The 19,854-nt window shown below is 64.0% G+C and carries 19 protein-coding genes; 8 read left to right on the top strand and 11 right to left on the bottom strand.

The annotated features are described in order from the left end of the window. Positions 1 to 37: 37 nt before the first annotated feature. Positions 38 to 808, top strand: coding sequence for a pyrroline-5-carboxylate reductase (locus tag J3485_RS10605; protein ID WP_206952423.1), 771 nt, complete (start codon positions 38 to 40; stop codon positions 806 to 808). 40 nt (positions 809 to 848) lie between these two features. Continuing rightward, positions 849 to 1,877 carry a LysR family transcriptional regulator gene (locus tag J3485_RS10610; protein WP_206952424.1) on the top strand — a complete coding sequence of 343 codons (1,029 nt, stop codon included), beginning with the start codon at positions 849 to 851 and terminating at the stop codon, positions 1,875 to 1,877. A gap of 34 nt (positions 1,878 to 1,911) precedes the next feature. Here J3485_RS10610 and J3485_RS10615 read toward each other — a convergent pair whose 3' ends face one another. From J3485_RS10615 to ehuR, 8 genes are all read right to left on the bottom strand, one after another. Continuing rightward, a complete protein-coding gene (locus tag J3485_RS10615) occupies positions 1,912 to 3,300 on the bottom strand; it encodes an aspartate aminotransferase family protein (protein WP_206952425.1) in 1,389 nt (462 codons plus the stop codon). Positions 3,301 to 3,318: 18 nt separating this feature from the next. Beyond that, complete coding sequence (locus J3485_RS10620; protein ID WP_206952426.1) at positions 3,319 to 4,806, bottom strand: NAD-dependent succinate-semialdehyde dehydrogenase; 1,488 nt, start codon at positions 4,804 to 4,806, stop codon at positions 3,319 to 3,321. 125 nt (positions 4,807 to 4,931) lie between these two features. Continuing rightward, positions 4,932 to 5,423 (bottom strand): Lrp/AsnC family transcriptional regulator, encoded by a 492-nt coding sequence (locus tag J3485_RS10625; protein WP_206952427.1) that lies wholly within the window; start codon positions 5,421 to 5,423, stop codon positions 4,932 to 4,934. Between the two features lie 12 nt (positions 5,424 to 5,435). Beyond that, entirely contained in the window at positions 5,436 to 6,461 is a 1,026-nt protein-coding gene (gene doeB, locus J3485_RS10630) for a N(2)-acetyl-L-2,4-diaminobutanoate deacetylase DoeB (protein WP_206952428.1), read from the bottom strand. Positions 6,462 to 6,465: 4 nt separating this feature from the next. Further along, a complete protein-coding gene (gene doeA, locus J3485_RS10635) occupies positions 6,466 to 7,686 on the bottom strand; it encodes an ectoine hydrolase DoeA (RefSeq protein ID WP_206952429.1) in 1,221 nt (406 codons plus the stop codon). A gap of 9 nt (positions 7,687 to 7,695) precedes the next feature. Continuing rightward, on the bottom strand, positions 7,696 to 8,697 hold the full coding sequence (locus J3485_RS10640; protein ID WP_206952430.1) for a cyclodeaminase: 1,002 nt from the start codon (positions 8,695 to 8,697) through the stop codon (positions 7,696 to 7,698). Then, a complete protein-coding gene (gene eutB / locus J3485_RS10645) occupies positions 8,690 to 9,664 on the bottom strand; it encodes a hydroxyectoine utilization dehydratase EutB (protein WP_206952431.1) in 975 nt (324 codons plus the stop codon). The genes J3485_RS10640 and eutB overlap by 8 nt, the downstream gene beginning before the upstream one ends. Before the next feature lie 75 nt (positions 9,665 to 9,739). Then, positions 9,740 to 11,149, bottom strand: a complete 1,410-nt coding sequence (ehuR, locus tag J3485_RS10650; protein WP_206952432.1) for a MocR-like ectoine utilization transcription factor EhuR — start codon at positions 11,147 to 11,149, stop codon at positions 9,740 to 9,742. A gap of 222 nt (positions 11,150 to 11,371) precedes the next feature. Here ehuR and ehuB point away from each other — a divergent pair, with 222 nt between their 5' ends. From ehuB to ehuA, 4 genes are all read left to right on the top strand, one after another. Continuing rightward, positions 11,372 to 12,223 carry an ectoine/hydroxyectoine ABC transporter substrate-binding protein EhuB gene (gene ehuB / locus J3485_RS10655; RefSeq protein ID WP_206952433.1) on the top strand — a complete coding sequence of 284 codons (852 nt, stop codon included), beginning with the start codon at positions 11,372 to 11,374 and terminating at the stop codon, positions 12,221 to 12,223. Between the two features lie 70 nt (positions 12,224 to 12,293). Then, on the top strand, positions 12,294 to 12,962 hold the full coding sequence (gene ehuC, locus J3485_RS10660; protein ID WP_206952434.1) for an ectoine/hydroxyectoine ABC transporter permease subunit EhuC: 669 nt from the start codon (positions 12,294 to 12,296) through the stop codon (positions 12,960 to 12,962). Continuing rightward, positions 12,959 to 13,618 (top strand): ectoine/hydroxyectoine ABC transporter permease subunit EhuD, encoded by a 660-nt coding sequence (gene ehuD, locus J3485_RS10665; protein ID WP_206952435.1) that lies wholly within the window; start codon positions 12,959 to 12,961, stop codon positions 13,616 to 13,618. Before ehuC ends, ehuD begins: the two co-directional genes overlap by 4 nt. A gap of 73 nt (positions 13,619 to 13,691) precedes the next feature. Continuing rightward, a complete protein-coding gene (ehuA, locus tag J3485_RS10670; protein ID WP_277991600.1) occupies positions 13,692 to 14,516 on the top strand; it encodes an ectoine/hydroxyectoine ABC transporter ATP-binding protein EhuA in 825 nt (274 codons plus the stop codon). Between the two features lie 62 nt (positions 14,517 to 14,578). Here the strand turns inward: ehuA and J3485_RS10675 are convergent, their stop codons facing one another. Next, positions 14,579 to 15,484: a helix-turn-helix domain-containing protein gene (locus J3485_RS10675; RefSeq protein ID WP_206952436.1), complete on the bottom strand. Its 906-nt coding sequence runs from the start codon at positions 15,482 to 15,484 to the stop codon at positions 14,579 to 14,581. A 153-nt stretch (positions 15,485 to 15,637) separates the two neighbouring features. Here J3485_RS10675 and pobA point away from each other — a divergent pair, with 153 nt between their 5' ends. Both pobA and J3485_RS10685 read left to right on the top strand, forming a co-directional pair. Continuing rightward, a complete protein-coding gene (gene pobA, locus J3485_RS10680; protein WP_206952437.1) occupies positions 15,638 to 16,822 on the top strand; it encodes a 4-hydroxybenzoate 3-monooxygenase in 1,185 nt (394 codons plus the stop codon). Continuing rightward, on the top strand, positions 16,819 to 17,670 hold the full coding sequence (locus J3485_RS10685) for a GntR family transcriptional regulator (protein ID WP_242538545.1): 852 nt from the start codon (positions 16,819 to 16,821) through the stop codon (positions 17,668 to 17,670). Before pobA ends, J3485_RS10685 begins: the two co-directional genes overlap by 4 nt. 67 nt (positions 17,671 to 17,737) lie before the next feature. Here the strand turns inward: J3485_RS10685 and J3485_RS10690 are convergent, their stop codons facing one another. Then, entirely contained in the window at positions 17,738 to 18,460 is a 723-nt protein-coding gene (locus tag J3485_RS10690) for an MmgE/PrpD family protein (protein ID WP_206952438.1), read from the bottom strand. Next, entirely contained in the window at positions 18,453 to 19,808 is a 1,356-nt protein-coding gene (locus J3485_RS10695; RefSeq protein WP_206952439.1) for an MmgE/PrpD family protein, read from the bottom strand. Before J3485_RS10695 ends, J3485_RS10690 begins: the two co-directional genes overlap by 8 nt. Between the last annotated feature and the right edge of the window lie 46 nt (positions 19,809 to 19,854).

The raw sequence follows: 19,854 nt of genomic DNA on the forward strand, positions 1-19,854 counted from the left end.
CTTTCGGTGTGCCGTTTATTGTTTATTGGAATGAGATATGCGACTAGGATTTGTTGGAACGGGTGCGATCACCCAAGCCGTCGTCACGGGACTCGTGCGAGTCGGTGCGCCGTTCGATTCGATTGCCCTGTCGAACCGCAATGCTAAAACGGCCGCGATGCTCGCCGCAATGGACCCGCGTATCCGTGTTTTTGAGCGCAATCAGGACGTGCTCGGCGCCTCGGATGTCATCTGCCTTGCGATTCGTCCGCAGATTGCAGCCGAGGTATTGGCGGAGCTCACGTTTCGCCCGTCCCATCATGTCATCAGCTTCGTTGCCGGCATGAAGATGAGCGAGCTGCGCAAGCAGATCGGCGCCGTCGGCACGATCGTACGCGCGATTCCTCTTCCAGCCGTAGCCGATGCGCTCGGCAGCACAACCTTGTATCCGCAGGACAGCGTGGCGCGCCAGCTATTCAGTCATGTCGGCGTGGCGGTGGAAGTCGAGAACGAGCATCAGTTCGACTGCCTGTCGGCGGCCACCGCGACGATGGCGAGTTTCTACGCTGTGCTGGAGAGCCAGGCGCAGTGGCTGGTCAGCGAAGGGCTCGACTACGGTAAAGCCCGCTCGTTTCTCGCGGCCTATTCGCTTGGCCTCGCGCATGGCGCGAAAGCCGTCGACACGCCGTTCTCGGATCTCGTCGATCAATCGATGACACCGGGCGGCATCAACGAACAGGTGCATCGCGAGTTGACCGCAAAAGCGAACTACGAGCACTATCAGTATGCGTTGACTGGCGTACTCGACCGAATCGAGGGCCGGCGATAGCGTGATGCTGAATTTGCAAACAATCGGGGCACAGCGCGGCATGGAATCTTTATCGGCGGAGCACTATCCCGACTGGGATCTGGTGATCAGTTGGGTTTGCGTGGTCGAGTCGGGGTCGATGTCCGATGCCGCGAATCGCCTGGGGATTACCCAAGGTGGCGTTTCGCAACGAATCAAGGCGCTCGAGAATCTACTCGACACGACACTGCTCGATCGCGCGTCGCGCCCTGCCCGCCCGACGGCGGCGGGCAGGCGGCTTTTCGAGCGCTCCACCGAACTGCTGCGCAACGTGGATCAAATGGTGGAGAGCGTGCGCAACGTCACCCGAGCCAAGCGCACGGTCGTCCGCCTTGGCGCGATCGATTCGTTTGCCGCGATGATCGGCCCCATTCTCACCCGCGCGCTGGCCGGATCCGCACACCAAATCCGTCTATGGTCAGGCATTACGCCAAACCTCGACGCGCAGCTCGAAGCGAGGCAACTCGACGTGGCAGTGACCATGAACGGTTATTCGCGCGTGCCCGAGATTCGGCGGCTGCGCTTATTCTCGGAGCCCTATTTCGTGGTGTTGCCCAAGGCGTTCGACATGGACCGATTCACCACGTTGACCGACTTGAGCAAGCATCTGCAATTCGTTCGCTACAGCGCGCGGTCCATCAATGGGCAGCAGGTCGATGCCTATCTGAGCTCGCAGGCCGAATACATCGAACGGACCTGCGAATTCGATGCGACCGACCCTTTGCTGAGCTTGGTCGCTGCCGGCTTGGGGTTCGCACTGACCACGCCGTTGTGCCTATGGCAGTCGAGACACTACGTTCCCGATGTGCGTGTCGTCCCGCTCAGCTCGTTTTCCCGATTTGGACGGCCGTCGAGCGAGTTGCATCGATCGTTCTACATCGCTTATCGCGAAAACGAACTCGGCAGCCTGCCCGCCAGTCTGTACGAGCTCTTCCGCAATACCTTCGAGCGGCAAGTGGCACACGACATTGCCGGCGCGCTGTCCCTCGATCCGAAGACAGTCTTCTCGCTGGATGGCGACGACGACAAACCCGCCAACATACAAGCGTGATGCGGAGCCGGACGGCTCCGCCCTTCCCTCGCACTCAACCCGCCAGCACCTGATCGGCAACCTCGTCGACCGCCTCTTTCACGATCGCGACGATCTCGTCCGCTTCCACGCGCGTCGTGACGAGCGGCGGCGCAAAGCCCAGGATGTCGCCGTGCGGCATCGCGCGCGCGATCACGCCCCGTTGCAGCGCGGCCGCCGATACACGCGGCCCCACCTTGAGCGTGGCGTCGAACGGTGTGCGCGCATCGCGGTCGGCCATGAACTCGAGCGCCGCCAACATGCCGGCACCGCGCACTTCGCCGACGAGCGGGTGCGCGTCGAACGTCGCGTGAAGCCGCTCGAGCAAGTAGCCGCCAACATCCGCTGCATGACCCACGAGGTTCTCGCGCTCGAGAATGCCCAGGTTCGCGAGCGCGGCCGCCGCGCAAACCGGGTGGCCCGAGTAAGTCCAGCCATGCCCCATCGGGCCGTGCTCTTGCGAGGCGCGATCGACGACGCTCCACACTTTCTCGCCGACGATAACGCCCGAGAGCGGCGCATAGGCACTCGTCAAACCCTTTGCGATCGTAATCAGATCGGGCTCGATGTCGAAATGTTGCGAACCCATCTTCGAGCCGAGCCGACCGAAACCGCACACGACCTCGTCGGCGATCAACAAAATATCGTGCTTGCGCAGCACCTGCTGGATTGCCGCCCAGTAGCCTTTCGGCGGGACGATGATGCCGCCCGTGCCCATCACGGGCTCGGCGATGAACGCACCGATCGTGTCCGCGCCCTCACGGGCGATGAGTTTTTCGAGTTCGTCGACGCAATGGGCCACGAATTGCGCTTCATTCATGCCGGCCGGCGCGTTGCGGTACCAGTGCGGACACACCGTGTGCTTGACGCGCTCGATCGGCAAGTCGAAGTGTTGATGAAAACTCGCCAGCCCGGTGAGGCTGCCCGTCACGATGCCGGAACCGTGATAGCCGCGCTCGCGCGAGATGATTTTCTTTTTGCTGGGCCGGCCGAGTACGTTGTTGTAGTACCAGACGATCTTCACCTGCGTCTCGTTGGCATCGGATCCCGACATTCCGTAATAGACCTTCTTCATGCCGGCCGGCGCCCAGTCGATGATGCGCGAGGACAACTCGATGATCGCGTCGCTCGAATGCCCGACGTACGTGTGGTAATAGGCGAGCTGCTTCGCTTGCGCGTACATCGCATCGGCAACCTCGGTGCGGCCGTAGCCGATGTTCACGCAGTAAAGGCCCGCGAATGCATCGATGTACTGCTTGCCTTGGTGGTCTTCGATGCGAATACCCTTCGCGCCGCGAATGATCTTGCCCGCCAGTGCGCCCGACGCATGGTCGTGGGCGTGCGTCGACGGATGCATGAAGTGCGCACGATCCTGCTGAAAAAGTTGTTCGAATGATTGCGTCATGATGGCTCCTGTGGTGCGTTAGGCGATGGCCGCGATCGCTGAGATCGGCAGGCCGAGATTGCCGAGGCAAAAGTATTTGGTTTCGACGAACGGCTCGAAGCCTTCGAAGCCGCCTTCGCGGCCAAGGCCCGATGCCTTCATCCCGCCGAACGGGATCGGCGCGCCCGTGAACTTCACGCCGTTGACCGACACCATGGCGAAATCGAGGCGATGCACGAGTTGGAAGATCGTGTCCACCCTCGTCGCGCACACGTAGGCCGCGAGGCCGTACTCGGTGTCGTTCGCGCGCGCGAGCGCTTCGTCGAGTGTATCGAACGGCGAAATCGCGGAGATCGGCGCGAAGTTCTCTTCGTCATAGATGCGCATGCCGGGCCGCGCGTCGGCAACGACGGTCGGCTCGACGAACCAGCCGCCTCGCTCGTGCGCACCGCCGCCCGCCACGATGCGTGCGCCCTTCGCGCGTGCGTCGTCGATGCGCGCGAGCGTGCTGTCGAATGCGTTTTGGTGCATGAGCGGGCCAACCTCGACATCGGGCTCGAACGCACCGCCGACCTTGAGGGCGCGTACGGCCTCGGCATATCGGGCGACGAACCGTTCATAGAGCGGCCGTGCAACGAGGATGCGGTTCGCCGCGCAGCAGTCCTGCCCCGACGTCTGGAATTTCGCGGCGACCGCGATCCGCACCGAAGCATCGAGGTCGGCGTCCTCGGTCACGATGAAGGGCGCGTTGCCGCCAAGCTCCAGCGCGAGCTTCTTGATGCCCGCCTGTGCGGCCGTCTGCGCGACGAGCTTGCCCACGCGCGTCGAGCCCGTGAAGCTGACGGAGCGCACGCGTGCGTCGGATACGAGCGTTTCCATCGCCATCTGCGGCTCGCCGAGCACCACGTTGAAGACGCCCGCGGGAAAACCGGCTTCTTCCGCGAGCTGCGCGAGGGCAAGCGCCGTGAACGGTGTTTCGTGCGCAGGCTTGACCACCACGGTGCAGCCGGCAGCAAGTGCGGCCGCTGCCTTGCGCGTGATCATCGCAACGGGGAAATTCCAGGGCGTAATGAGCGCCGCGACGCCGACCGGCTCCATCATCGTGCCGAGATGCGCGCCCTCGATGTGCGTCGGGATCGTGCGGCCCGCGAGGCGCTTGGCTTCGCTCGCGAACCAATCGACGAAGCTCGCCGCGTAGCGAACCTCGCCGCGCGCCTCCGTGAGCGGTTTGCCCTGCTCGAGCGACAGCAGCGCCGCAAGATCGTCGCAGTGCCGAACGATCAGCGCGTGCCAGCGCAGGAGCACCGCGCTGCGTTGTGCCTGCGGCACCCATCGCCACGTCGCGAACGCGCGCTCGGCCGCACCGATCGCCGCGACGATCTGCGCGCGTTCAAGCATAGGAACGTGGCCGATAACGGTTTGGTCGGCGGGGTTTTGAACGGCGATCGTCGACGCGCTGTCGCTATGCGTCCAGTGACCATCGACGTAGCACAGCGATTTGAACAGAACGGGATGTCCGAGCATCATGTCACGCACTCCTCGGTAGCATTGGGATAACGTTCATTCTGTCTCGGCTGCGTCCGCGGAAATTTCCGTTTTGCGGGGTGCCGGCCGCCGGTTTTTTCTGTGTTTGCGAGTCGCGACACGAACGCTCAATCGCCGTGCGGCAACGGATCGAAGGCGTCGAGTTCCTGAGTCGGCGCGTCCTTGACGACCTTCGTCACGACGTACGTGAAGTAGCGTTCGATGCCGAGATCCTCGGCGAGCAGCGTGTCGATGAAACGTTGATACCGGTCGATGTCGCGCGCGATCACATGCATCACGTAGTCGACCCCACCGCCCGTCGCGTGGCACTGGACGACCTCTTTCGCAGCAAGCACGCGCGCCTCGAAACGGCTCATGTCGTGCGCGGTATGGCGCGCGAGCGTCACCTCGACGATGATCCGGCTTCCGTTGAACGCGCCCACCCAATCGACGTCGGCACGGTAGCCTCGGATCACACCGCTCTCCTCGAGCTTGCGCACCCGTTCCCACGCGGGCGAAATCGATAGATTCACCTCTTCGGCGAGCTTCGACTTCGTGATCCGGCCGTCACGCGCAAGGATGCGCAGGATCGCGAGGTCGTAGCGGTCGAGCTTGATCACGTCAGCCTCGATTCACGCCGCGGCGGCAATTGCGCGCTCGACGACATCGGCAACGACGGCAATCGTGTCGCCGGCTTTCACGAGCCCTGGGAAATGCCGAGCGGCGACGATGCCCTCGCGCTTCGCTCGATATTCGATACCGGGCGTGCCCAGATGCACGGTGTCATAAACGCGCGCGAGCAAGTCGCCTCGCGCGACCGTCTCGCCGAGATCGCGGCACATCTCGAGCAACCCCTCGTGCTCGCTCGTCGTGAAGCATGATCCGTCGGGCATATCGAGCAGCGTCGTCGTGCGCGGACCCGGCTCGGCCTGCCCCTCGTCTTCCAACACACCCGCAAAGCGTAGGAAGCTGCGCACCCCTCGTTCGGCGATCGCAACGCTTTGCGCCGTCGACGTGCCGCCGCCGCCGAGCTCGGTCGTAACGAACACTTTGCCCGCCTCCTCGACCGCGCTGTCGAACAGCCCCACGCTGTCGAGTTCGAACATCCGCATCGAGTACGGTGCGCCGAACGCGAGCATCGCGCCTTCGCAGCGCGCCTGCTGACCTGCGTCGGGCAGCAGATGGACGGCGGCAAACGGGACGAAGTCGAGCGTGCGTCCGCCGGCGTGGATGTCGAGCACGTAGTCGGCGAGCGGCAGCAAGTGCCGATGGAAGTAATCGGCGATTTTCTCGGTCACGGTGCCGTCGGGCTTGCCAGGGAAGCTGCGGTTGAGGTTGCCCGCATCGATCGGCGACGTGCGCGTGCCCGCCCGAAATGCCGGGTAGTTCATGAACGGCACGACGATCACGCGCCCGCGAACGTCGCGCGCCTTCAAGCTGCACGCGAGCTTCGAGAGTGCGACGGGGCCCTCGTACTCGTCGCCGTGGTTGCCGCCCGTGAGCAGCACGGTGGGACCTGCGCCACACTTGACGACCGTGATCGGGATCATGATCGCGCCCCACGCGGAATCGTCGCGTGAGTACGGCAGCTTCAGGAACCCGTGCTGCTCTCCATCCGCGTCGAAGTCGACGGTTGGCGTGATTGGGGAAGCGCGCATCGCGTCACTCCTTGACGAACAGCTTGCGCGGCGTGTTGCAGAAGGTCTCGACGCCCGTTTCCGTGATCAGAATGCTCTCCGTGATTTCGAGGCCCCAGTCGTCGAGCCACAAGCCCGGCATGAAGTGGAAGGTCATGCCGGGTTCGAGGACGGTCTTGTCCCCCGGGCGCAGGCTCATGGTTCGCTCGCCCCAATCAGGCGGATAGCTCGCGCCGATCGGGTAGCCGCAGCGGCTGTCCTTCTCGATGCCCGATTTGCGCAGCACCGCGAAGAATGCGTTGGCGATGTCCTCGCAGTGATTGCCCGGCTTCGCGGCCGCGAGCCCCGCCTCGATGCCTTCGACGACCGCCCGCTCCGCATCGATAAAATGCTTTGGCGGCTTACCGAGATAAACCGTGCGCGATTGCGGGCAGTGATAGCGCTTGAAGCACCCGGCAATCTCGAAGAACGTGCCCGCATTCGTGGTAAACGGGGAGTCGTCCCAGGTCAGGTGCGGCGCCGCGGCATCCGAGCCCGTCGGAAGCAGCGGCACGATCGCCGGATAGTCACCGCCATAGCCTTCGACACCGGTAATGCCGGCCGAATAGATCTCGGCCACGAGATCGTTCTTCTTCATTCCGGGCTCGACCACGTCGACGATACGCGCGTGCATCTTCTCGACGATTTTCGCGGCGATGCGCATGTATTCGATCTCGCGCGGCGACTTCACCGCGCGCTGCCAATTGACGAGGCCCGTCGCATCGACCCACTTGGCACCGGGCAGATGCTGCTGCAGCGAACGGAATGCCGCCGCGCTGAAGTAGTAGTTGTCGAGTTCGACGCCGATGCGCAGCGGCCCCCAGCCGAAGGCCGAGATGACTTCTTGCGACAGGAAGTCCATCGGATGCCGAAGCGGCGACTGAACGTAATGATCGGGGTAACCGACGATGCGGTCGTGTTGCATGAAAACCGTGCGCTTCGCACCGTTCGCGTCCTGCCCGCGGCCAAACCACACCGGATCGCCATCCATCGGCAATAGCACGCACTGATGCACGTAAAACGACCAGCCGTCGTAACCCGTGAGCCAGGCCATGTTCGTCGGGTCGGACACGATCAATAGATCGATACCGGCCTGCTCCATCGCGCGGCGCGTTCTCAGGATCCGCGCGGCGTACTCGCTGCGCTCGAACGCGAGCCGAGGTTCCGGGTGGGCCGAACCCGCCCGCTGCTCCATCTGTACAGACATCTTGTCCTCTCAGCGTGTCATGTCGTTGTGGAAAATCATCCCCGCGCCCGCCGCGCGCGCACGCTCGAGTGCGAGCACGGCGATCGCCGTATCCTGGGCGCCGGTACCCGTGAGGTCGCAGGCGGTGATGTCGTCGGGACCCGTTCTGCCTTGCGCCCGGCCGGCGATGATCTCGCCGAGCTCGGGAAACGTCGCGTCGGCCGGCAGCACGCCGGCCCGAATCGCATGCGCGAGTTCTCCGCTCGTGCGCACTTGCTGCAAGCGATCGCAGACGTAACGGACCGCATCGAACACAGATGGCTCGAGCTCGGTCTTGTAATCGGCGTCCGAGCCCATCGCGGTGATGTGCAGTCCGCGGTGAAGGTCATGCGCGTGAATGAGCGGGACCCGGCTCGGTGTCGTCGTGACGGCGATGTCCGCTTGGTCGAGCGCCTCGGGTACGGAGCTGGCCACCGAGCAACGAACGTCGAATCGCTGCTCGACGTCGGCCGCATAGATAGCCGCCCGTTCGGCATCGCGTGCCCACACCGCCACGTGTTCTACGCGGCGAACGAGCATCAGTGCCTGCAATTGCAAGCGGGCCTGTTCGCCCGCGCCGATGATCGCCACGCGACGCGCATCGGGACGTGCGAGCCAGCGCGCGGCGACAGCCCCCGCCGCCGCCGTGCGTACGGCAGTCAAGTAACCGTTGTCGAGCAACACCGCTTCCGTGAGCCCAGTGTGCGCGGACAGGACGAGCATCAGGCCGTTCAGACTCGGCAACCCGAGTGCCGCATTGCCGAAAAACCCGGGGCTCACCTTGATGGCAAAACTGTCGAAGCGCGGTATATACGCCGTCTTGACGTCGACCTCGCCGTGCCGCCCATGCAGCGCGAGGTTGAGTACCGGCGGCATCACGACAGGCTCGGTCGCGAGCGAGAGAAATGCACGCTCGATCTGTCCGACGGCGTCGAGGTCGAGCGGAACGAGCGAGCGTAGCTGCGCTTCGCCGAGGATCGTGATGTCAGGCATCTGCGTTCTCCAAGACGATGCGACGATGCGCATCGATATCGATATTGGCGCCGCTCACCACGACGGCAATCGGCCCGTTCCGCGCAGGGATGCGCTCGTCGAGCAGCGCCGCGATGCCCACGGCCGCGGCCCCTTCGACAACGAGACGTTCCGCCTCATAGGTATGCACGATGCCGCGTGCGATCGAGCGCTCGTCGAGCAGCACGATGTCGTCGGCCAGGTCGTGCGTCATTGCGAACGTGTAGCGGTTGTCGAGCCCGATACCGCCGCCGAGCGAATCGGCGAGCGTCGCGACCTCTTCGACGACGACCGGTTTGCCGGCCGCAAGACTTGCGTGCATCGCGGCACCGCGCGCCATCGACACGCCGATCGCGCAGAGTGCCGGACGGATGGCCTTGGCCGCAAACGCGATGCCGCTGAAGAGTCCCCCGCCCGAGAGCGGTACGACGAGCGTCGCGACATCAGGAAGTTCTTCCAGAATCTCGAGACCGATGGTTGCTTGGCCGGCGATCACGCGTAGGTCATCGAACGGCGGCACGAACGCATATCCCTCGTCTTCGGCCAGTCGTTGCGCCTCGACCTGTGCCTCATCCTGGCTGCAGCCCGCGATCACGACGCCCGCGCCGAGCGCGGCAACGGCGTCGACCTTGTTCCTCGGCACCAGCGAGGACATGCAAACGACAGCCTCGATGCCGAGCGCGTGCGCGGCATAAGCGATCGCGCGCCCGTGATTGCCCGTCGACGCGGTGACGACTTTCGTCACGCCCTCGGCGGCCATCTCGGCAAGCGTGTTCGTCGCGCCGCGCACCTTGAAGCTGCCGGTGGGCTGGACGATCTCGAGCTTCAAATAGACGGGCACGCCAACGCGCTGCGACAGCGATGCCGATTCGACGAGGGGCGTGCGCGCCACGCGCCCTGCCAGGCGCAGCCGCGCTCGAAAGACATCCGCAAGAGACAGAATGGACATGGACCGCTACCGCACACAGTGTCGATGCGGCCAAGTCTAATGTCGCGGAAAATGCTTCCCGAATGTCCTAGGACATCAAATGAAATCGTGAACGTGCGGATATTGCTCGAAGACCTCGGCGATCACGCCGAGCGCCGCTTCGAACGTGTTTTCCGTCACGTCGGCGCCGAGACAAAGGCGCACCGCATTCGGCCGCTCGGTGCCGTGCACGAGAAAGGGGTCCGGCGACGTTAGCGCAATCTGGCGATTGCGCAGTTCGCGCACGACGCGGTCGGCTTGCCAATGATCGGGCACGCGCAGCCATGCGGACACCGCGTTCGGATGACTTCCCAGCAAGTACTTGCCCAGAATCGACGAAAGCACCGCATGACGCGCCGCCAGCCGCGTGCGCTGCAACTCGACGAGGCGCCGGGCGGTGCCGTCCGCAATCCATCTCGTCGCTACCTCGGCAACGGCGGTCGTCGCCATCCAAGAACTGACGCGCAGCACGCTCTCGCAACGCAGTGCAAGACGTCTCGGCATCGCGAGATAGCCCGTACGCAGGCCGGTCAACACGGATTTCGTCATGCTCGTGCAGTAGAACGCGAGTTCCGGAACGAGGCTCGCGATCGGCGTGTACGTTTTCTCCGGCAGCGCGCCATAAACGTCGTCTTCGATCACGTAAACACCGTAGCGCTCGGCGATACGGGCGATCGCGCGCCGCCGTGCATCGGTCATCACCGACACGGTTGGGTTATTCAGCGTCGGGGTGCAGACGAGCGCGGAGACACGCTCGCCGTCGCACATCTCCTCGAAATGCTCGGGCCGAATCCCGTACTCATCGATCTCGAGCCCTTTCAGCGTGAAGCCGAGCACGTTCGCGGAGCCGATCACGCCGTGATCGGTGAGGCTTTCGCAAAGCACGGTGTCGCCCGGTCCGACCAGCGAGGCCAGTGCGAGAAAGATGCCGTGCGCGGCGCCATTGGTGACGAGCAGCGAATCGGCGTGCGCCGGCATGTTGAGCGACGCGAGCCAGGCAACGCCCGCTTGCCGGTGGTATTCGAACCCCGCAATCGGCCGAAACGCGCGTATCCACGGTTGGTCCTCGACGGTGGCGAGCGTGGCGCAAACTTTGCGCCACGCCTCGTCGTGCTCGGACGTGTGAACCATGCGCGCAATCGAAAAATCGACGACTTCCCGCTCGGCCGTATCGAGGATGTAGTTGGACACGCGCTCCGTCATGCGGCCGGCGACGAAGCTGCCGCGCCCGACCTCACAGCGAATCAGTCCCTGCCGCTCGAGTTCCTTGTACGCATTCGTGACGGTCTGCACGCTGATGCCGAGTTCGGCGGCGACGTCGCGTTGCGGGGGCAAGCGGGCACCCGAGACCAGCACCGCGCTCTCGATTTCGCCCGCGATCGCCTTGACGAGACGCTTGTACTTCGATTCGGCCCCATGTACCGCATCGACGGCCTCGCGCCAGGCCTTGCTCGTTCGTTGGATCATGCTCGTTCTCTTTCGTCGCTGTGCGCCAATGGTCGCTCCAATCGCGTCCGGAAAATAATTGTCCTAGAGCAATCAAAAGAAAAATATGGCTTTGTATGCTGGCATTCAACCGGTGTTGCGATACGCCAGGATATTGTTCTGCAAGGGTTTTCCACTAGATCACGACAGCAGGCGGGCACCGGCGATCGCGGTAAATCAGTCAACCAACGGGAACGCATCGACATGAAACTGAACAGACTGACTGGCACATTCGGTGTGCTGTGCGCAATCGTCGGGCTAATCGGCCTGACGTCGGCCGCTCACGCGGAAACCACACTGCAGCGTATCCAGCGCACGGGCGTCGTGCGCATCGGCTACGCCAACGAGAAGCCATTCGCGTACACGCAGCCCGACGGAACCGTGACGGGCGAGTCGCCCGAAATCGCGAAGAAGATCTTTGCAAAGCTCGGCGTGAAGAAGGTCGACGCCGTGCTGACCGAATGGGGTTCGCTCATTCCGGGCTTGCAGGCGGGCCGCTTCGACGTGATTGCCGCGGGCATGTACATTACGCCGCAGCGCTGCACGCAGGTCGCGTTTGCCGATCCGCAATACCAAATCGGCGACACGCTGCTGACGCCGCCCGGCAACCCGAAACACCTCGTCAGCTATGCCGACGTCGCCAAGCAACCCGACCTGAAGCTCGCGGTCATGGCCGGCACCGTCGAACTCGGCTATGCACGCGCAGCAGGCATCAAGGATGGACAGATCCTTCAGGTTCCCGATACCACCGCGCAGCTTCAGGCCGTGCGCTCTCACCGGGCGGACGCGGCGATCGGCACGGCGCTGACGATGAAGGATCTCGCGGCGAAAATGCCGGGACAGGTGGCCGTCGTCGACAAGTTCGTCGACGATCCGAAGCATATGGGCTACGGGGCGCTCGCCTTTCGCAAGAGCGACACCGACCTGCGCGACGCCGTCGACAAGCAGTTGCACGCTTGGCTCGGTACGCCGGATCATTTGAAAACGGTTGCCCCGTTCGGCTTCGACAAGTCCAATCTGACCGACAAGACCGCGGCCGAGCTCTGCCGCCAGTAAATCGGGACCCGCGCCCGCGGCGCGGGGAATCGGCTTCGATGCCCTCGACGCTCTCTTGCCAGGAACCGTCATGCATGATCTGGACCAATTGATTCCCCTGCTCGCGAAAGGCGCCGTCGTGACGGTCGAAATCGCCGCCTGCGCGATCGTGCTCGCCGTCTTCATGGCCTGCTTGGCCAACGTGCTGCGCGCCGCCCCATGGCGCGTCGTCCGCTGGCTCGGCAATGGGTACGTCGAGGTGTTCCGCGGCACGTCGCTGCTCGTGCAGCTCTTCTGGTTTTTCTTCGTTCTGCCGCTTCCGCCGTTCAATCTCGCGCTCACGCCGTTCACCGTCGCGATCGTCGGGCTCGGGCTGCACTACGGCGCGTACGGATCGGAGATCCTGCGTGGCGCACTGCGCTCCGTTCCGCATGGCCAGTACGAGGCAGCGCTCGCGCTCAACATGTCGCCGGCGATGCGCATGCGCCGGATCATCCTGCCCCAGGCGATGATCAATGCGCTGCCGCCCGCAACCAATCTCATGATCGAGCTCATCAAGGGCACGTCGCTCGTCTCGCTGATCACGCTGTCCGATCTGACGTTCCGTGCGCGGCAGCTCGATGAAGCAACGCTCGAGACCGCGAAAATTTTCGCACTGACGCTCATCATCTACTTCGTGCTGGCGCAATGCCTCGTTGCGCTGATGCGCCGCGTCGAGCTTCGCTTCAGCCACGGCACCGCCCGGGGGACTGCACGGTGAATACCTTCTTCGATATTTATTACGCCGTGCACATCCTGCCGGCGCTCGCTCGTGCCAGCCTCTATACGATCGGGATCACGCTGGTCGGCTTCGCGATCGCACTCGTGCTCGGGCTCGCGCTCGCTCTGCTGCGCCGCAGCCCGATCGCATCGATTGCGCGCACGGTCGGCTTCGTGGTCGAGTTCATCCGCAGCACGCCGCTCTTGATCCAGGTGTACGTGATCTTCTACGTCGGCCCGTTGTACGGCCTGAACGTCAGCGCCCTCACGGCCGGGACGATCGGCATCGCGGTGCACTACGCGTGCTACGTATCGGAGGTCTACCGCGCCGGCCTCAATTGCGTGGCGCGCGGGCAGTGGGAAGCGGCGTGCGCGCTGTCGCTGTCGCGCCGGCGCACGTACGTCGGCGTGATCTTGCCGCAGGCGATCAGGCAGGTCATCCCAGCGCTCGGCAACTATCTCGTCGCGATGTTCAAGGACACGCCGGTACTGTCCGCCATCACGGTGGTCGAGCTGATGCAGCAGGCAAAGGACATCGGCTCCGAAACGTTCCGGTACCTGGAGCCGATCACGATGACGGGCGCGTTCTTCCTCGTCATCAGCCTGACCTTCGCGGCCGGCGTGCGCCATCTCGAACGGCGCGTGCGTCTGCCCTGAGCGATTCGTGACGCCCAGCCGCGGGAGTATGAACATGGGGCAGCTTACACAAGCAGGACTTCAGGAGCAGCAGATGAAACGCGACCTTCATCCGGCGCCGGACACGGCCACCGACCCGTATGGCGAACGGCCGATGGTCCGCTTCGCCGGCGTCACCAAGCGTTACGGCGCGCTCACTGTGCTCGACGGTCTCGACCTTAACGTCGCCGCCAACGAGAAGGTGGCGATCATCGGACCAAGCGGCTCCGGCAAGTCGACGCTATTGCGCGTGCTCATGACGCTCGATCCCGTCTCGGACGGCTCGATCGAGGTGGACGGCGAACCGCTCACGCATATGCTGCGCAACGGCAAGCTCGTCCCGGCGAACGACCGCCATATACGCCGCGTGCGCAGCAAGATCGGCATGGTGTTCCAGAGCTTCAACCTGTTTCCGCACATGAGCGCACTGCAGAACACGATCGAGGCGCCGATCCATACGCTCGGCATGTCGCGACGCGAGGCCATCGAACGCGGGCGGGAACTGCTGTCCATGGTCGGACTAGCGGAAAAGTGCGACCACTACCCATCGCAATTGTCGGGCGGCCAGCAGCAACGCGTTGCGATCGCGCGTGCACTCGCGATGCGTCCCAAGGTCATGCTGTTCGATGAAGTCACGTCGGCACTCGACCCCGAGCTATGCGGCGAAGTACTGAACGTGATTCGGCGCCTCGGCGAGGAGCACGATTTGACGATGCTGATGGTGACGCATCAAATGGGATTCGCGAAAGAATTCGCCGATCGCGTCTGCTTCTTTTCGCAGGGCAAGATCATCGAACAGGCACCGCCTGCGCAGTTCTTCTCGTCACCGCAGCACGAGCGCACCCAGCAGTTTCTGCGAGCGGTGCGCGAGGCGATGTGAGTGATTGAATGTGAGCGGCTGATCGAGGCATCGCATCAAATCTCACGGCAACGCAACGTCGATCAAACGGCGTCGCGCGCGTAATGCGACTGCCGCTGCCTGAATTCGCGCGGGCTCACGCCTTCGAGGCGGCGGAAGAAACGCGAGAAATACGCGACTTCGGAAAATCCAAGCAAATCGGAGATCTGCGCAACCGTCATCGTCGTATACACGAGGTTGCGCTTTGCCTCGAGCAACAGCCGTTGGTGCAGGTGCTCGAGCGCACTCTGCCCGAGGAAGCGGCGGCTCACGTTGTTGAGTTGCGCACTCGTAATCGCAAGCGCTTGGGCATACTCGACCACGGCCCAGTGCTCGCGATAGTGCTGCTCGACGAGCCGGCTGAACGCCGCCACATGTAATTGCCCGCGCTCCGGGCGCCATTGCTTTGCACGCCGCTCGAGCTGCCGGCGCCCGACCCAGCTTGCCAACGCGCCGATCAGCGAGCGCAGCAGAAAATCGCGGCCCGGCGCCGGAACCGCATATTCGTGGTTGATGCGTTCACACAGAAGATCGACCCACGCCTTGTCCTCGCCAACCGGATAGCACCCCGCCTGCAGCAGCGAAGGCGCGGCATCGGCGAGACTGTCCTGCAACCAGTCGAACAGCGGCATGGCCAGCGTCACCACGTAGCCGGCGATGTCGTGGCTGAAGCGAAATCCATGCACGCTCATCGGCGGAACGACTTGGATCGACGGCTCCTCGATCTCACGAATCTCACCTTCGACATCGAGGATGGCGCGCCCCCCTTGGACGTAGAGCAACTGGCCCAGGTCCATATGGCGATGCAATGAGATTTCCCAGTCATGCAGATGGCTGCGCTCTGGAATCGACTCGCAGTGAAGAAGGTCCGGCGTGGGCCACGCGGTGCGTTCTCCGTAGAGCTTGAACACAGGCACGCCATGCTCTCGCCCGGCAGCGGCACGCTTCATCGCGTCTCCTCATTATTTTTCAAAAGTCCAAATTTAACACCGATTCATGCCTTCCTCGCCGGCGTTCCAAGCAGAAAAATACCAGTACGCCTACATATCAATCCAGCCGCGCCAAGCGAGGCTTGCGCGCAGGCAGAGACGGAGGAGCACAGCATGAAAACATCGGTCGCCATCATAGGAGCGGGGCCGTCTGGCCTGCTGCTGGGACAGTTATTGACGCTCGCGGGCATCGACAACGTCATTCTCGAACGCCAGACCCCTGAATACGTGCTCAGGCGCATTCGTGCCGGCGTGCTCGAGCAGGGTACGGTCGACCTTCTACGCGAAGCCCAAGTGGGCGCGCGCATGGACCGCGAAGGACTCGTGCACGAAGGGGTGGAACTCGCCTTCCACGGCCGACGCGTGCGCATCGATCTCAAGGCGCTCACCGGCGGCAAAACGGTCATGGTCTACGGACAGACCGAAGTCACGCGCGACCTGATGCATGCGCGCGAGCAATCGGGGGCAACGAGCCTCTATCAAGTCGATCAGGTCGAACTTCATGACGTCGATAGCGAAACACCGAGCGTCACCTATACGACGGACGGGAAGCGCCACCGAATCGAATGCGATTACATCGCCGGCTGCGATGGGTTTCATGGCGTTGCGCGCAAGACCATTCCCGCCCATGTGCTGAAGGCCTACGAACGCGTCTATCCGTTCGGTTGGCTCGGCATACTGTCCGATACTCGCCCGATCAATCATGAATTGATCTACGCCCATCATCCCGACGGCTTCGCGCTGTGCAGCCAGCGCTCCAATACACGGAGCCGCTATTACCTCCAAGTTCCGCTAACCGAACAAGTCGAGGCATGGAGCGACGATCGCTTCTGGCAAGCGCTCGAGCGTCGCCTGCCCGATCATCTCGGCGATCGCCTCGAAACCGGGCCGTCGCTCGAGAAGAGCATCGCACCGCTGCGCAGCTTCGTTGTCGAACCCATGCAGTACGGGCGCATGTTCCTCGTGGGCGACGCCGCCCACATCGTTCCCCCCACCGGCGCGAAAGGACTCAACCTCGCGGCCAGCGACGTCAACACGCTCTATAGAATCCTATGCAAGGTGTATCGCGAAGGCCGGACCGATCTACTCGGGCGCTATTCGGACGCGGCGCTGAGCCGGGTCTGGAAGGCCGAACGCTTCTCGTGGTTCATGACGTCGCTGCTGCACGAGTTTCCGGATAACGATGCATTTAGCCGGCGTATGCAAGAAACGGAGCGAGACTATTTCACGACTTCCGAGGCGGGCCTAAAGACGATTGCGGAAAACTACGTGGGCCTGCCCTACGCAACCATCGAATGAAGCACTTCGAATATCGCAGGGAATCATCAATCCTGTATCCTTCGGACATTTACGCGCGCACCGGCCCGCTGCGCATCCATCGACTCAAGCCCTCTCCCGCTGAACCCATGCAAGGAATTCGCAACTCAGGCGAACAGCCGCTCTACGAAATTGTCCGCGCAGGCATCCTCGAGCGGCTGCGCACAGGCGAATGGGTGGCCGGGGACAAAATCCCCACCGAGCCGCAGTTGGCCGAGGCGTTCGGGGTCGGCATCGGAACCATCAGGCGGGCGGTCGAGGAACTGGTGGCCGAGCGGCTGTTGATCCGGCGCGCGGGGCGCGGCACGATCGTCGCGAAATTCGCCGACGAACACGCATTCGATCAGTACTTCAACTTCGTCGATCGCGATGGCCAGGCTGTCCATGTCACCGCCCAACTGCTGCGCTTTCGCAAGGAGCGCGCAACGCCCGCGCTGGCGTCGATCCTGAAGCTCGAGCGCGGCGCGCGGCTCGTCAGCGCCGAGAATCTGCGCCTACGCGACGGCATGCCCGTGATGCTCGATCATCTGTGGATTCCGCTCGATGTTTTCCCAAGCCTCAGCGCCGAAACCTTCGCCGCGCGTCATGGCTCGATCTACGGCTTTTATCAGGAGCATTTCGGCGTCTCCGTCGTGCGCGTGGTAGAAGACTTGGGCGGCGCGATAGCCGACGAAGCGGTAGCGAGCGCGCTCGACGTGTCCGTGGGCACGCCCGTGCTGCGCATCGAGCGCACCGCCTACACGTTCAAGGACAAGCCCGTCGAGTACCGCGTGCGCTTCGTCGAATCGAGCCAGTGCGTCTATCGCAACACGCGCGGATTGCAGGACTAAGCGGCGTTCGGCCCTCACGCGCTCACCCGCCCTCACGCGCGCACGAACGTCGCCGGTCCCGCCGGTCTTACCCCGCCGTCATCCACCCGGCACCGGGCTGGCTGACGATCTGCGCGGCGTCGAAGCGGTACGCCATCAGCGCCGCGAGACCGCGACGACCGTCGATCGAAGCCACCGCGCTCGTGAAGCCATGCTTCGCGATCAGCGCCGACTCGATCGCATCGGCAGCCGCTTTGCCGATTTCGATGACCTCCATCGCCTTGCCGGCATTGCACGCAAGCCCAGCCGACTGCACCGCCGCGACACCGAGCGCATGCTGCGTCCGCACGCCATCGAGCTTGACCAGCCGAGCCACGGCCAGCGTCGCACCTAACACGCCGATCGATGAAACCACGTTCCAGCGCGCGCGATATTCATCGCTGTCGAGCGCCGCAAGCACGCGTGTCGATGCTTCGGTGCCGATCGCGACGGCCTCGGCGATCTCCTCGTCGGACGCGCCGAAGCGCTCGCCCGCGGCAAGCGCCGCGGCGAGCACCGGCATCGCGAGCGAAGGCGCCGCGTGCGTGGCGAACTGCGCGCCGAGCGTCCACGCGCGCACGCGCAGATCGCCCGGGGCCCCCTTTTGCGTTTGCAGCCGATCGGCGGCCTCTCCCGCTTGACGCGCTTCACGCGCCTCGCGCAACGCGCGGCGCGCCGCCTCGACGGCGCGCTGCCCTTCCCCCGGCAGCGGCGCGAGCGCGAGCATCACCAATGCCTCGGACACGGCGGAATGAACTGCGGCGTTATGCATGATCCTGTTCCTTGATGGGAAGACAAAGTTCGAAGAACGGGCCGAGCGTAGGCAACGACGTCAGATCGCGAACCGCATCGGCAATGCGCTGCGTGGCGCCGCTACCGAGAATCGGATCGATCAGCAGCTCGATTTTTTCGCGCAGCTCGTCGCTCGTGAGCGGACGCGCAAGACTGCCGCGCGCGTGTTCGACGTGATGGGCGACCACGCTGCCGTCCTTGAGCCGAGCTTCGATGAACACCTCGTCGCGATTGACCGACGCGTCCGGCACGAGCTTCGTTTTCGCGCGTAGCGCCGTCACGTCTTGCTGCACGACGCGTGCATCGTCGTACTGCGCGAGCCCCACGCGGCGATCGCACAGCGCCGCTGCTACCCCGTGAATCGCGCTGAAACGCGCCTGCAAGCCGTCGGTCGGCTGCGGATTGCCCATCAGCTCCGGCACGAGGGGATGGCACCGCAGCGTGATCGACGCGATCTCGCGGGCGTCGGCGATCCTCGTCGAAAGCGCCAGCCCGGCATCGATGGCCGGATGCGCGACGATCCCGCAGGGATACGGCTTATAGGTATTCGAAAGGAGCTCCCAGCGCTCGCCCATCTGGCCGTTCATGCGCTCGAAGTCGACCTTCGTCGAGAGCGCGTGCGAATAGCCGCCCGGCGCCTCGAAGATGTCCTCCTCGGCTAACTGCCCCTGTTGCGCGAGCCGTGCGGCGGCGATGCCGTTGGCCGCCGCTTTGCCTGGGTGATAGGGCTTGGTCATCGTACCGAACGCTTCACGCTGGCCGACGAACATCGACGCGGCAATGCTTGCTGCACGCGCGAGGCCATCGCCGTCCAGTCCGAGCAGCAGCGCGGCCGTTACGGCGCAGCCGATCACGCCGCACGTGCCCGTGATGTGCCAGCCGCGCTCGTAATGCTCGGGCGAAATCGACACGCCAACGCGCAACTGCGCCTCGCAGCCGAGCGCAAAAGCCGTGAGCGCCTGCGCGCCGTTGGGCCGGGTAGCGGGCGCGAGTGCGGTCAGCACGGCGAACACCGACGCCGCGGGATGAATCACGGTGGCAAGGTGCGTGTCGTCGAAATCGTCGAGATGACCGGCGAAGCCCGTGGCAAGCGCGGAGAAATGCACGTCGATGCGCTCGCTGCGCCCCGGCACCGGCGCGGCCGGCTCTACGCCGATCTCACGCGCGGCCGCAAGAATGGCCTCGACGCCTGGATGTCGCGATGCCCCGATCGACGTACCGATCACGTTGATGAGGGAGCGTCGGGCCTCGTCGGCAACCTCCGGAGGCAGTGGCCGGCTCGCCAGGGTTTGCAGGCCGTGCGCGAACGCTGCGGCGATGGAACTCATTGGGTCGATCCTCTAGACAGATGCCGCCGCGCCGAAGACCCATTCC

This window comes from Trinickia acidisoli (assembly GCF_017315725.1).
Classification (GTDB): Bacteria; Pseudomonadota; Gammaproteobacteria; order Burkholderiales; family Burkholderiaceae; genus Trinickia; species Trinickia acidisoli.

Coding starts and splice junctions, on each gene's coding strand:
- J3485_RS10605 (WP_206952423.1), top strand. CDS start 38: ATGCGACTAGGATTTGTTGGAACGGGTGCGATCACCCAAGCCGTCGTC.
- J3485_RS10610 (WP_206952424.1), top strand. CDS start 849: ATGGAATCTTTATCGGCGGAGCACTATCCCGACTGGGATCTGGTGATC.
- J3485_RS10615 (WP_206952425.1), bottom strand. CDS start 3,300: ATGACGCAATCATTCGAACAACTTTTTCAGCAGGATCGTGCGCACTTC.
- J3485_RS10620 (WP_206952426.1), bottom strand. CDS start 4,806: ATGATGCTCGGACATCCCGTTCTGTTCAAATCGCTGTGCTACGTCGAT.
- doeB (WP_206952428.1), bottom strand. CDS start 6,461: ATGCGCGCTTCCCCAATCACGCCAACCGTCGACTTCGACGCGGATGGA.
- doeA (WP_206952429.1), bottom strand. CDS start 7,686: ATGTCTGTACAGATGGAGCAGCGGGCGGGTTCGGCCCACCCGGAACCT.
- J3485_RS10640 (WP_206952430.1), bottom strand. CDS start 8,697: ATGCCTGACATCACGATCCTCGGCGAAGCGCAGCTACGCTCGCTCGTT.
- eutB (WP_206952431.1), bottom strand. CDS start 9,664: ATGTCCATTCTGTCTCTTGCGGATGTCTTTCGAGCGCGGCTGCGCCTG.
- ehuR (WP_206952432.1), bottom strand. CDS start 11,149: ATGATCCAACGAACGAGCAAGGCCTGGCGCGAGGCCGTCGATGCGGTA.
- ehuB (WP_206952433.1), top strand. CDS start 11,372: ATGAAACTGAACAGACTGACTGGCACATTCGGTGTGCTGTGCGCAATC.
- ehuC (WP_206952434.1), top strand. CDS start 12,294: ATGCATGATCTGGACCAATTGATTCCCCTGCTCGCGAAAGGCGCCGTC.
- ehuA (WP_277991600.1), top strand. CDS start 13,692: ATGAAACGCGACCTTCATCCGGCGCCGGACACGGCCACCGACCCGTAT.
- J3485_RS10675 (WP_206952436.1), bottom strand. CDS start 15,484: ATGAAGCGTGCCGCTGCCGGGCGAGAGCATGGCGTGCCTGTGTTCAAG.
- pobA (WP_206952437.1), top strand. CDS start 15,638: ATGAAAACATCGGTCGCCATCATAGGAGCGGGGCCGTCTGGCCTGCTG.
- J3485_RS10685 (WP_242538545.1), top strand. CDS start 16,819: ATGAAGCACTTCGAATATCGCAGGGAATCATCAATCCTGTATCCTTCG.
- J3485_RS10690 (WP_206952438.1), bottom strand. CDS start 18,460: ATGCATAACGCCGCAGTTCATTCCGCCGTGTCCGAGGCATTGGTGATG.
- J3485_RS10695 (WP_206952439.1), bottom strand. CDS start 19,808: ATGAGTTCCATCGCCGCAGCGTTCGCGCACGGCCTGCAAACCCTGGCG.